The 12,193-nt window shown below is 51.3% G+C and carries 11 protein-coding genes; 2 read left to right on the top strand and 9 right to left on the bottom strand.

All coding sequences use genetic code 11. The features are described 5' to 3' along the window. The first annotated feature begins 26 nt into the window (after positions 1-26). Positions 27-722 (top strand): 7-cyano-7-deazaguanine synthase QueC, encoded by a 696-nt coding sequence (gene queC, locus F4V72_RS12090; RefSeq protein WP_023246688.1) that lies wholly within the window; start codon positions 27-29, stop codon positions 720-722. Between the two features lie 108 nt (positions 723-830). Here the strand turns inward: queC and fadM are convergent, their stop codons facing one another. The 9 genes from fadM to bolA all read right to left on the bottom strand — a co-directional run bounded on the left by fadM (position 831) and on the right by bolA (position 11,270). After that, the gene (fadM, locus tag F4V72_RS12085) at positions 831-1,229 is read right to left on the bottom strand and encodes a long-chain acyl-CoA thioesterase FadM (RefSeq protein WP_001194543.1); all 399 of its coding nucleotides are present in this window, start codon (positions 1,227-1,229) and stop codon (positions 831-833) included. Positions 1,230-1,332: 103 nt separating this feature from the next. Continuing rightward, positions 1,333-1,707, bottom strand: coding sequence for a helix-hairpin-helix domain-containing protein (locus F4V72_RS12080; RefSeq protein ID WP_023246687.1), 375 nt, complete (start codon positions 1,705-1,707; stop codon positions 1,333-1,335). Positions 1,708-1,856: 149 nt separating this feature from the next. Next, complete coding sequence (gene ppiD, locus F4V72_RS12075) at positions 1,857-3,728, bottom strand: peptidylprolyl isomerase (protein ID WP_053529239.1); 1,872 nt, start codon at positions 3,726-3,728, stop codon at positions 1,857-1,859. Between the two features lie 290 nt (positions 3,729-4,018). Beyond that, positions 4,019-4,309 (bottom strand): nucleoid-associated protein HU-beta, encoded by a 291-nt coding sequence (gene hupB / locus F4V72_RS12070; protein ID WP_254888479.1) that lies wholly within the window; start codon positions 4,307-4,309, stop codon positions 4,019-4,021. A 190-nt stretch (positions 4,310-4,499) separates the two neighbouring features. After that, the gene (lon, locus tag F4V72_RS12065) at positions 4,500-6,854 is read right to left on the bottom strand and encodes an endopeptidase La (RefSeq protein ID WP_001067727.1); all 2,355 of its coding nucleotides are present in this window, start codon (positions 6,852-6,854) and stop codon (positions 4,500-4,502) included. Positions 6,855-7,039: 185 nt separating this feature from the next. After that, positions 7,040-8,311, bottom strand: a complete 1,272-nt coding sequence (gene clpX / locus F4V72_RS12060; protein WP_023178539.1) for an ATP-dependent protease ATP-binding subunit ClpX — start codon at positions 8,309-8,311, stop codon at positions 7,040-7,042. A gap of 126 nt (positions 8,312-8,437) precedes the next feature. After that, on the bottom strand, positions 8,438-9,061 hold the full coding sequence (clpP, locus tag F4V72_RS12055; RefSeq protein ID WP_000122251.1) for an ATP-dependent Clp endopeptidase proteolytic subunit ClpP: 624 nt from the start codon (positions 9,059-9,061) through the stop codon (positions 8,438-8,440). 246 nt (positions 9,062-9,307) lie between these two features. Beyond that, positions 9,308-10,606, bottom strand: coding sequence for a trigger factor (tig, locus tag F4V72_RS12050; RefSeq protein ID WP_053529238.1), 1,299 nt, complete (start codon positions 10,604-10,606; stop codon positions 9,308-9,310). 346 nt (positions 10,607-10,952) lie between these two features. Beyond that, the gene (gene bolA / locus F4V72_RS12040) at positions 10,953-11,270 is read right to left on the bottom strand and encodes a transcriptional regulator BolA (protein ID WP_000973433.1); all 318 of its coding nucleotides are present in this window, start codon (positions 11,268-11,270) and stop codon (positions 10,953-10,955) included. A 303-nt stretch (positions 11,271-11,573) separates the two neighbouring features. Here bolA and F4V72_RS12035 point away from each other — a divergent pair, with 303 nt between their 5' ends. Next, positions 11,574-12,152, top strand: coding sequence for a lipoprotein (locus F4V72_RS12035; RefSeq protein WP_023182804.1), 579 nt, complete (start codon positions 11,574-11,576; stop codon positions 12,150-12,152). Positions 12,153-12,193 lie beyond the last annotated feature (41 nt).

Here is a 12,193-nt window from a genome sequence, read left to right as displayed (position 1 = left end):
GGTTTTCGTCATTTATCAGGATAACTATGAAACGCGCCGTTGTTGTATTTAGTGGAGGTCAGGACTCCACCACTTGTCTGGCGCAAGCGCGACATCAGTATGATGAAGTGCATTGTGTCACGTTTGATTATGGTCAGCGCCACCGCGCAGAGATTGATGTCGCACGCTCTCTGGCGTTAAAACTTGGCGCGCGCGCGCATAAAGTGCTGGATGTCACTTTGCTGAACGAACTGGCGGTCAGCAGCCTGACGCGGGATAGCATTCCGGTGCCGGATTATGAACCGAACGCTGACGGCATCCCCAATACTTTCGTACCGGGACGCAATATTCTCTTTCTGACGCTGGCGGCGATTTACGCTTATCAGGTCAAAGCCGAGGCAGTGATCACCGGCGTTTGCGAAACCGATTTTTCCGGCTATCCAGACTGTCGCGATGAGTTCGTCAAGGCGCTGAATCACGCTGTGAATCTGGGCATGGCGAAAGATATCCGTTTCGAAACGCCCTTAATGTGGATTGATAAAGCTGAAACCTGGGCGCTGGCCGATTATTGGGGCAAACTGGATTTAGTTCGCGAAGAGACGCTGACCTGTTATAACGGCATCAAAGGCGACGGCTGTGGTCATTGTGCTGCCTGTAATCTGCGCGCCAACGGCCTGAATCATTATCTGGCGAATAAAGCGACGGTAATGGCGGCAATGAAGCAGAAAACCGGGTTAAGGTGATTGTTTTGCCGGATGGCGGTGCACGCACCTTATCCGGCCTGGCGACATTCACCGTGGTCAATATCGCCCGTAGGCCTGATAAGCGCAGCGCCATCAGGCTGCGAGGCGTTATTGCACCATCTGTTCCAGCTTTTCACGCAATTCGCCTTCCAGCGGCAGCGCTTTTTGCGTTTTTAAATCAATGCAGACAAATGTGATGAGCGCATCCGCCACCACCTGCCCTTCTGGCTCCAGCGTGATCGTCTGGCTTAATACGCCACTTTTACCGTTAAGCTGTTGTACCTGACTGGTAACGGTCAGTAGATCGCTCAATACCGCCGGGCGACGGTAATTTATATTGATGTTTACCACCACGAACGCAATATTGCGGGCCGTCATCCACTGAAAGCTGTCGCTGTTTTCCAGCCCATCCCAGCGGGCTTCTTCCAGAAACTCCAGATAGCGGGCATTATTAACATGCTGATAAACATCAAGATGATAACCACGAACTTTGATTTGTGTTTGCATAGCGCAATAACCTTACGTTGTTGTTATAAGTAAACGACAAGTACAGAGGCCATAACTGGTATGACCTCTACAGTCTGGCAAATTTTTGCCACTGTGCAAGTTATTACAATGTTAAAACTGCCAGATTACGCTCTACTAGCGCGCTTCCCATTCCCGGCACCTGCTTTAAATCATCCACCGTTTTAAAAGGACCATACTCCTCTCGATAGCTTACAATGGCCTGCGCTTTTTTCAGCCCAACACCGTTCATCACCCGCGCCAGATCCTCCGCTGACGCGGTATTAATGCTCACCCTGGTACCTTCATCATCGCTGGCTTTAGCAGGTAATGCCGCTTTGGTGGAGGATGAAGAAGGCGTATCCGCTTTTGTTTCCACCGCTGCGTTTTTTGCAACAGGCGTCGCCGCCAGCGCGCTATGGGTCATGCCCGCGCAGGTTAAAGAAAGCGTAATAAGCAGTGCCTTAATTCCGTGTTTCATGCTGTTTTCTCCTTGTTTGTTAACAGTGAAGCCACGATAGCGGGACGGAGAAAAACGAACAAACGGCAATTCTCAAAAATGGAAAAGGCCGCGAAAGCGGCCTTTGTGGGATACAACGTTTTGCAATTTTTTGCGAAGCGCCTCGACGATTACTGCTGTTCCAGAGCGTCGCCGATTTTGATTTTCGCCTCTTTACGCAGATTGCTCATCAGCGCCTCAAAGACAATTTGCGCATTGTTCTGCGTGATGCCCTGCACCATCGCTTTTTTCTGCGCTTCCGGCATGGAGCCCGCTTTCACCTCGTCAAACGCCAGCAGAACAACGTTACCCTGCATATCGTTCGCCACGCCATAGACTGGCTTATCTTTCGTCGGGAGGCTTAACGCAAAGGCCGCCTGACTCACCGGATCCTGACTGGTACGGCTTAACGTTTTAGGCTCGCCAAAGCTCAGCCCCGCCGCTTTCATCGCTTCCGCGCCTTTGCCCGCTTTCAGCTCGACCAGCAGTTTTTCTGCATCCAGCTTCGCCTGTTGTTCAGCTTTATTATGCTTCACCAGGGCAGTGACCTGTTCTTTCACCTCTGCCAACGGCTTCACGGCTTCAGGTTTATGCTCGCTCACGCGCACGACAAAAGCCCGGTCACCATCCACGGTGATAATGTCTGAATTCGGCCCCGGCGTACCGTTTTCGCCCACCAGACCGCCATTAAAGATAGCATCGGCTACCGGTTTGAAGTTCAGCTCTTCCGGCAAGTTGTCATGGCTAAACCAACCGGTTTCAACCGCTTTTACGCCAGCGGCCTGTTCAGCGCTTGCTAACGACTCATTGTCATTGCTTGCCGCATCGCTCACCTTCTGCTGTAACGCATAGTAAGCATCCAGCGCTTTCTCTTGTTTCACTTTCGCGGCAATGTCGTCGCGAACCTCGCTTAACGGTTTCACTTTGGCAGGCTGAATATCATCCAGACGCGCCACCAGAAAACCGACAGACGACTTAATCACGCCAGATATCTGGCCTTTCTCTTTCAAACCGGCATTTTTCAGTTCCGGCACCGTGGCAGACTCTTCCAGCCAGCCCATATCGCCGCCATTACGCGCAGAGATGATGTCGGTAGATTTCTCTTTCGCCAGCGTGGCGAAATCTTCGCCCTTGTTCAGCGCATCCAGTACCGCTTTCGCATCATCTTCCGTTTTGGTCTGAATAATGCTGTAACGATTACGCTCCGGCTGGGTAAACTGATCCAAATGCTGATCATAATAGGCCTGAATATCCGCATCGCTGACCGGCGCCTGCATCGTCGCAGCATCCAGCTTGATGTAGCTTACACGGAACTGTTCCGGCGTCATAAAGCGGGCTTTATTCTGATCGTAGTAGCTGGACACTTCCTGATCGGTCACCTGCTGCTTCGCCGCCAGCGCGTTGACATCAATAGCGGCTTCACGCACCACGCGCTGTTGAGAGACTAATGCCGCCAGCTCGTCGGTTTCCCCTTTCAGCATAAAATCAGTACCGGCCACGCCGTTGATCAGTTGCTGAGTGGTAAGCTGGTTACGCAGCGCCTGAGCATACTGATCGGCCGTCATTCCCATCTGATTCACAATCGCGTTATAGCGGTTGTTGTCAAACCGACCGTCCACCTGAAAAGCGGGAGTGGCGAAAATCGCCTGCTTTACCTGCTCATCGCTGATGCCCAGTTTCAGTTCACGGGAATATTGATCCAACAGCGCTTCATCTATCAGACGATTCAGCACCTGCTGGCGCAGACTTTTCATATAACCTTCGTTGGCCGCCAGTTCAGAATACCGGTCGCCCAACTGCTGCTGCATACGGTTACGTTCGTTGTTAAACGCATTCTCAAACTGTGCCCGGCTGATTTCCTGGCCATTCACTTTTGCGGCGTAGTTATTGCTTCCGCCAATCAGGTAACCACTAACGCCGGTCAAAATGAACGACACGATAATGATAACGAAAATAATCTTGAGCACGAGACTGTTTGCAGCCGTGCGTAAGCTGTCCATCATGGTGTAACCACACTCCGCTGTAGGTGACTTTACACTTTATCTTTCAGGCGGCTTCTCTGCAGACTACCGAGTGATTCGCTCAGTTGCCGCGTCGACGCAACTTGAATGATTTGCGTATATATATTTCACGCGCATCGCATTTTCTGAACGCAGCGCGCAAAAGCCTATTGTGACAAGAAACGAGGGCAATTGTCAGCCCGCAACGCGCAGAAAGTCCCGAATAGCCAATAAAAAAGGCACATCAGTTGATGCGCCCTTGTACTTTGTCACATCCCCCGAGGGGATCACGCTTAGTTTACCGCGTCTTTCAGCGCTTTACCTGCACGGAAACTCGGCACTTTTGCAGCGGCGATGGTGATCTCTTTACCTGTTTGCGGGTTGCGACCAGTACGGGCAGCACGCTCTTTAACAGCAAAAGTACCAAAACCTACCAGTGCAACGTCATCCCCTTCTTTCAGAGATTCGGTAACAGAAGCAATAATCGCATCTAACGCACGTCCAGCCGCAGCCTTAGAGATATCAGCCCCTGCAGCAATTTTTTCGATCAGTTGAGATTTATTCACTCTTCTCTTCCTCTTTATAATTTATATCGCACTTGAATCCTTCGAAGTACGACCGCGCAGCAGTTATATCAGGCCTGCCACGCCCTTACAACACCCGTTAATGGTGGCAGACCCAATCAACCATCTAAATTAGCTATACAAAAAAAGGCTGGCAAGTCCGAAATAGCCTGCCAGCCCTGTTTTTATTAGCGCTATTTGCGCGAGGTCACTATTTTGCGGTTACAACCTGCATTCCAGACGGTTCGTTTTGCAGAGCAAGCGTCAGAACTTCCTCAATACGCTTCACCGGATGAATATCCAGATCGGCAATTACGTTGTCCGGAATTTCCTCCAGATCACGTTTATTTTCGAATGGAATTAAGACCGTTTTAATCCCGCCGCGATGCGCCGCCAACAGTTTTTCTTTCAGGCCGCCGATCGGCAATACCTGACCACGCAGCGTGATCTCACCGGTCATTGCCACATCTGCGCGCACCGGATTACCGGTCAGGCAGGAAACCAGCGCGGTACACATAGCGATACCGGCGCTTGGACCGTCTTTCGGCGTTGCGCCTTCCGGCACGTGAACGTGGATGTCGCGTTTTTCGTAAAAGTCCGGATTAATACCCAGTTTTTCTGCGCGCGCGCGCACCACGGTCAGCGCCGCCTGAATGGATTCCTGCATCACTTCACCGAGCGAGCCGGTATAAGTCAACTTGCCCTTGCCCGGTACGCAGGCGGTTTCGATGGTCAGCAAATCGCCGCCCACTTCCGTCCACGCCAGCCCCGTCACCTGACCTACGCGATTTTCGCTATCCGCCCGGCCATAATCAAAGCGCTGCACACCGAGGTAGTCGTGCAGGTTATCGCCATTGATCACAATGTTTTTTAATGACTTATCCAACAGCAGTTGCTTAACGGCCTTGCGGCACAGTTTGGAGATTTCGCGCTCCAGACTACGTACGCCCGCTTCACGCGTGTAATAGCGGATAATGCCAATAATCGCGCTATCGTCGACCGTCAGTTCGCCTTTCTTCAGCGCGTTACGCTCGATCTGCTTCGGCAGCAGGTGGCGTTTAGCAATATTCAGCTTCTCGTCTTCGGTATAACCGGACAGGCGGATCACTTCCATACGATCCAGCAACGGCGCCGGAATGTTCATGGAGTTGGAGGTGGCGACGAACATCACATCGCTGAGATCGTAATCCACTTCCAGGTAATGATCGCTGAAAGCCACGTTCTGCTCCGGGTCCAGTACTTCAAGCAGCGCTGACGCCGGATCGCCACGCATATCCGAGGACATTTTGTCGATCTCATCGAGCAGGAATAGCGGGTTTTTAACCCCCACTTTGGCCATTTTTTGGATCAGTTTACCCGGCATAGAGCCAATGTAAGTCCGGCGGTGACCGCGGATTTCCGCTTCATCACGCACGCCGCCCAGCGCCATACGGATATATTTACGCCCTGTCGCTTTGGCGATGGACTGACCCAACGAGGTTTTACCTACCCCTGGCGGCCCCACCAGGCACAGGATCGGCCCCTTGATTTTATTTACACGGCTTTGTACCGCGAGATACTCAAGGATACGGTCTTTAACGCGCTCCAGACCATAATGGTCGGTATCAAGGATTTCCTGCGCCTGACGCAGGTCTTTTTTGACCTTGCTACGCGCATTCCACGGCACCTGCACCATCCAGTCGATGTAGCCGCGCACCACGGTCGCTTCCGCCGACATCGGAGACATCATTTTCAGCTTCTGCAGTTCCGCTTCTGCTTTCTCTTTCGCCTCTTTCGGCATTTTCGCCGCGTCGATCTTACGCTTCAGCGCTTCGTTTTCGTCCGGCGCGTCATCCATCTCGCCGAGTTCTTTCTGAATCGCTTTCATTTGCTCGTTCAGATAGTACTCGCGCTGGGATTTCTCCATCTGCTTTTTCACGCGGTTGCGAATGCGTTTCTCAACTTGCAGCAGATCGATTTCAGATTCCATCATCGCCATCAGATATTCCAGACGTTCGTTAACGTCGGACATCTCCAGTACGGACTGTTTATCCGCCAGCTTCAGCGGCATATGCGCGGCGATGGTGTCAGCCAGACGTGCAGGGTCGTCAATGCTATTGAGCGACGTCAGCACTTCCGGCGGGATTTTTTTGTTCAGCTTGATGTAGCCTTCGAACTGGCTGATAGCGGTACGCACCAGCACTTCTTGTTCACGCTCATCAATGGCTGGTGAATCAAGGTACTCCGCCTTCGCGGAGAAATGTTCGCCATTGTCAGACAGCGCGGAAATGCGCGCGCGCTGTAACCCCTCGACCAGCACTTTTACGGTGCCGTCAGGCAGTTTCAGCATCTGCAAAATAGAGGCCACGGTCCCGACGGTGAAAAGATCGTTTACACCCGGCTCATCCGTTGATGCTTCCTTCTGGGCGACCAGCATGATTTTTTTATCATGGTCCATAGCCGCTTCCAGACAACGGATAGATTTTTCCCGCCCTACAAATAAGGGTATGACCATGTGCGGATAAACCACCACATCGCGCAATGGCAATACGGGGATTTCAATGCGTTCAGAACGCTCAGGATTCATAGAGCTCTCTCTTAGTTTAGTGTCCGCCAGGTAATCAGATAGTATAGCTGTGCTCCATACCACCTTTAACATGTACGTCAGTATATGGGGATGTTTCCCACACATTCAACGGCGTGTTTACAGGAAAAACGAAAGGGGAGATAAAATCCCCCCTTTTTTGGCTAACTGATTGTATGAATGTTTAATTATTCGCCAGAAGCCTGCGCTTCCGGTTTGCCGTAAATCAGCAACGGCTTACTCTGACCGTCAATAACAGACTCGTCGATCACCACTTTTTCGACGTCTTCCATAGATGGCAGATCGTACATGGTATCCAGCAGCGCCGCTTCGACGATAGAACGCAGACCTCGGGCGCCGGTTTTACGCGCCATCGCTTTCCTGGCGATAGCGTCCAACGCTTCGTCACGGAATTCCAGATCGACGCCTTCCAGGTTAAACAACGCCTGATACTGCTTGGTCAGCGCATTTTTCGGCTCCTTCAGGATTTGAATCAGCGCTTCTTCGCTCAGTTCGTTCAGCGTCGCCACCACCGGTAGACGACCGATAAACTCAGGAATCAGACCAAATTTGATCAAATCTTCCGGCTCAACCTGCGACAACAACTCGCCTTCGCTGGCTTTGTCGGACTTCGCTTTCACCGTCGCGCCAAAACCAATGCCGGAGCCGGTTTCAACACGGTTAGCGATCACTTTATCCAGACCGGCAAACGCGCCGCCGCAGATAAACAGAATCTTAGAGGTATCTACCTGTAAGAACTCCTGCTGCGGATGTTTGCGACCGCCCTGCGGTGGAACCGCGGCGACGGTGCCTTCGATCAGTTTCAGCAACGCCTGCTGTACGCCTTCGCCGGAAACATCGCGGGTAATGGACGGATTGTCTGACTTACGCGAAATCTTGTCGATTTCATCAATGTAGACAATTCCGCGCTGCGCTTTTTGCACGTCGTAGTCGCATTTCTGCAACAGTTTCTGAATGATATTCTCGACGTCTTCACCCACGTAACCCGCTTCGGTCAGCGTGGTAGCATCCGCCATAGTGAACGGCACATCCAGCAAACGCGCCAGCGTTTCCGCCAGCAGCGTTTTACCGGAACCGGTCGGTCCAATCAGCAGAATGTTGCTTTTGCCTAACTCGACGCCATTGCTGGTATCGCCATTACGCAGACGCTTGTAGTGGTTATAGACCGCCACCGCCAGCACTTTTTTCGCCTGCTCCTGACCGATAACGTAATCGTCCAGGTGGGTGCGAATTTCATGCGGCGTCGGCAGCGCACTGCGTTCACGGTGCGGAGCAACTTCTTTAATTTCTTCGCGAATAATGTCGTTACATAAATCGACGCATTCGTCGCAGATATACACGGATGGACCGGCAATCAGCTTGCGCACTTCATGCTGGCTTTTGCCGCAAAAAGAGCAGTACAACAATTTGCCCGAGCCATCTTTGCGTTTATCTGTCATGAGTCAAAACCTCTTCTTTGTTCTTTGTGCCGCACACGACGACGCAAATGCCATTCTCAGGCGCAAGCCGCTAATCAGCGTTGTGCCGCCTTTACCTATTATAGCGGCACACTTGCGTCCAGGGCATCAATTACGATGGGTCAAAATTGAGTCAACCAAACCGTACTCTACCGCTTCAGGCGCGGAGAGGAAGCGATCGCGCTCAGTATCACGCTCAATCTGCTCAAGAGATTGACCCGTATGGTGCGCCATAAGTTCATTCATGCGCCCTTTTACTTTCAGAATTTCACGGGCGTGAATTTCAATATCCGTCGCCTGGCCCTGGTAACCGCCCAGCGGCTGGTGGATCATGACGCGAGAGTTCGGCAAGCAGAAACGTTTGCCTTTCGCCCCGGCAGTCAGCAGAAACGCCCCCATAGAGGCCGCCTGTCCCATACAAATGGTGCTGACGTCTGGCTTAATAAACTGCATGGTGTCATAGATAGACATCCCCGCAGTAATTACGCCGCCAGGAGAATTAATGTACAGATAGATATCTTTTTCCGGGTTTTCCGCTTCCAGAAACAGCATCTGCGCCACAATCAGATTAGCCATATGGTCTTCGACCTGGCCGGTCAGAAATATGACGCGTTCCTTTAGTAGACGAGAATAGATATCAAAAGAGCGCTCACCGCGTGAGGTCTGTTCAATGACCATCGGCACCAGCGCCATATGAGGGGCAAAATTATCTCGTTCTCCGCTGTATGACATTTCCGTCTCCTGGATAAAAATTGAAAAAACCTGCTGTACTGATTGTAACCTGATGGACGGATTATCAGCCAGTCCCTCTGTAATGGGTACGGCATCGCCATAATTCAAGCATAACAATCTTTTGCTCTAACGCTAACACTGAAACGCGGTTTTCGCACCCTTACCATGCAAAATGCGTGACAAAAAAAACCCGTCACTGGAAGGTGACGGGTTTTTGTGCGAATTTCGTACTTTTAACGCGGCGAATTACGCCTGCTGATTCATCAGCTCATTGAAGGAAGTGGCTTTTTCAGTCACTTTCGCTTTCGCCAGAACCGCTTCAACAGCCTGTTCTTCCAGAGCGACGTTACGCATATTGTCCATCAGCTCTTTATTTTTGCTGTAGAACTCGATCACTTCTTTCGGATCTTCGTAAGCAGACGCCATCTCTTCGATCAGGCCTTTAACGCGTTCTTCGTCCGCTTTCAGCTCGTTGGTACGAATGACTTCGCCCAGCAGCAGACCAACAACAACGCGACGCTTAGCCTGTTCTTCGAACAGTTCGCGCGGCAGCTCCAGAGCCTGTTTCTCGTTGCCACCGAAACGTTGAGCAGCCTGACGGCGCAGGACGTCGATTTCGCTGTCGATCAGCGCAGCCGGAACGTCGATGTCATTCGCTTTTACCAGACCGTCAATCGCCTGAGACTTAACGCGGTTACGCACGGCGCCTTTCAGCTCGCGCTCCATGTTTTTACGCACTTCAGCACGCAGACCCGCAACGGAACCATCTTCAACGCCGAAACGTTTGATGAATTCTTCGGTCAGCTCCGGCAGTTCGCGCTCTTCAACTTTTTTCAGGTTGATGACAAATTTAGCGGCTTTACCTTTCAGGTTTTCAGCGTGGTACTCTTCCGGGAAAGTTACGTCGATGGTGAACTCTTCGCCGGATTTGTGGCCTTTGACGCCGTCTTCAAAGCCCGGAATCATACGGCCCTGGCCCATCGCCAGAACGAAATCGTTCGCTTTACCGCCTTCGAACTCTTCGCCGTCTACAGAGCCGGTGAAGTCGATGGTCACGCGGTCTTCCGCATCAGCAGCGCCGTCTTTTTCTTTCCAGGTCGCCTGCTGCTTACGCAGGGTGTCCAGCATTACATCAACGTCAGCATCGGTGACTTCAACAACCGGTTTTTCAACTTCAATGGACTCCAGACCGGTCAGCTCAACCTCCGGATAGACTTCAAACTCGACGGAGTAAGTAAAGTCTTCACCCACTTTGTATTCGCCCGGAACATAGTTCGGCGCGCCTGCCGGGTTAATTTTTTCTTTGATGATCGCGTCAACGAAGTTGCGGCTCATCAGATCGCCCAGCACGTCCTGGCGAACAGAAGCGCCATAACGCTGAGCGACGATATTCATCGGTACTTTGCCTTTACGGAAGCCGTCAATACGTACTTTTTTCGCTACGTTGACCAGCTCGCTTTTTACAGCGGTCTCGATGCTGTCAGCAGCGATTGTAATCGTTACACGGCGGCCAAGGCCCTGAGTGGTTTCAACTGAAACTTGCATCTTGTTACCTCAAAAAATCACAGTGCTCGGTCAACTCTACTCCGCAAGCACGTGCTATTTGCTTCGCGGAACCGGGATGTTCTCATAATCAATCACATTCCCTGTTGTCAGAATCATCCCGAAGACGTTCATATATAAGACGGCGCATTATAGCGGCATCACTTTTGTGAGTCGAGAACGGTGATTGCGCGATGCTGCGGCGGTTTTCACAATTCCCGGCTAATTTTTGTCTGAATACTGTACGACACGCTCAAAATTCAGACAAAACAAAACGGCCCGCAGGCCGTTTTCACATAATTCTGTAGCAACATACTGGAAAAGCGGAGGTAGTTGCAAATCCGTTTTGCTACGCGATGCTTCCCGCGCCGCGACAAGGAGGCGACGCGAAGATAGTATCCTGCAATCCTTCCCACTCTTTAAGGGTATAAGTATGCAGTGCCAGCGCATGTACGGTTGTGGAGAGTTCCGCCGTTAACGTACCGTAAATCATCCGATGACGATTAAGAAAACGCTCGCCTGTAAAACGATCGCTCACCAGCACGACCTTAAAATGACTTTCCGATCCTGCTGGAACATTGTGACGATAGCTTTCATCCACAACTTCGAGAAACACGGGGTCGAACGCTGTCCTTAATTTTTCTTCTATTTGCTCACGTATCATCATGAAAATCTCCTCCGACAACGCTGTGATGTCACCCATCCCTTTAAATACTAGCCGCTTTTACCGTTTCCATTACAGCATGACAACAAAAATTTAGCTTTCGTCTGATTATTTCAACCAAACGTATGAAGTTTACTGACTTAATCATTCGCTTAGCGGTCAAAATCTCCGCTCGCGCCGTTATCAATAACAAATCGGACATTACGACGAATTTACCTGCGTTGACCACTTCCCCTCGCCGTTAGCGGTGTTATGATGGCGGGAATTTTTACCTATCACGTTTTAAGCGTCATTGAGAGCCTGAATATGTTAAAAAAACTTCTCTTTCCGTTAGTCGCTCTGTTTATGCTGGCAGGATGCGCCACGCCGCCGACGACCATCGACGTCGCGCCGAAGATCACCTTACCACAGCAGGACCCGAGCCTGATGGGCGTTACCGTTAGCATTAACGGCGCGGACCAACGCCAGGATCAGGCGTTAGCGAAGGTCACGCGTAACAACCAACTGGTAACGTTAACTGCCTCCCGCGATTTACGCTTCCTGTTACAAGAAGTACTGGAAAAACAGATGACGGCGCGGGGCTATATGATCGGGCCTAACGGCGCGGTTAATCTGCAGATTATTGTTAACCAACTGTATGCTGATGTTTCTCAGGGCAGCGTGCGCTACAACATCGCAACCAAAGCGGATATCGCGATTATTGCGACTGCGGCAAATGGCAACAAGATGACCAAAAACTATCGCGCCAGTTACTCTATTGAAGGGGCGTTCCAGGCCTCTAACCAGAATATTGCCGACGCGGTGAACAGCGTTCTGACTGATACCATTGCTGATATGTCTCAGGACACCAGCATTCACGATTTTATCAAGCAAAACGCCCGTTAATAGCAACAGCAAGGCCTGGCGGAAGCCGGGCCTGTAGATGC

This window comes from Salmonella enterica subsp. diarizonae, assembly GCF_008692785.1.
Lineage (GTDB): Bacteria > Pseudomonadota > Gammaproteobacteria > Enterobacterales > Enterobacteriaceae > Salmonella > Salmonella diarizonae.
This window is presented reverse-complemented; position numbering and strand designations above follow the sequence as displayed.

Coding starts and splice junctions, on each gene's coding strand:
- queC (WP_023246688.1), top strand. CDS start 27: ATGAAACGCGCCGTTGTTGTATTTAGTGGAGGTCAGGACTCCACCACT.
- fadM (WP_001194543.1), bottom strand. CDS start 1,229: ATGCAAACACAAATCAAAGTTCGTGGTTATCATCTTGATGTTTATCAG.
- F4V72_RS12080 (WP_023246687.1), bottom strand. CDS start 1,707: ATGAAACACGGAATTAAGGCACTGCTTATTACGCTTTCTTTAACCTGC.
- ppiD (WP_053529239.1), bottom strand. CDS start 3,728: ATGATGGACAGCTTACGCACGGCTGCAAACAGTCTCGTGCTCAAGATT.
- lon (WP_001067727.1), bottom strand. CDS start 6,854: ATGAATCCTGAGCGTTCTGAACGCATTGAAATCCCCGTATTGCCATTG.
- clpX (WP_023178539.1), bottom strand. CDS start 8,311: ATGACAGATAAACGCAAAGATGGCTCGGGCAAATTGTTGTACTGCTCT.
- clpP (WP_000122251.1), bottom strand. CDS start 9,061: ATGTCATACAGCGGAGAACGAGATAATTTTGCCCCTCATATGGCGCTG.
- tig (WP_053529238.1), bottom strand. CDS start 10,606: ATGCAAGTTTCAGTTGAAACCACTCAGGGCCTTGGCCGCCGTGTAACG.
- bolA (WP_000973433.1), bottom strand. CDS start 11,270: ATGATGATACGTGAGCAAATAGAAGAAAAATTAAGGACAGCGTTCGAC.
- F4V72_RS12035 (WP_023182804.1), top strand. CDS start 11,574: ATGTTAAAAAAACTTCTCTTTCCGTTAGTCGCTCTGTTTATGCTGGCA.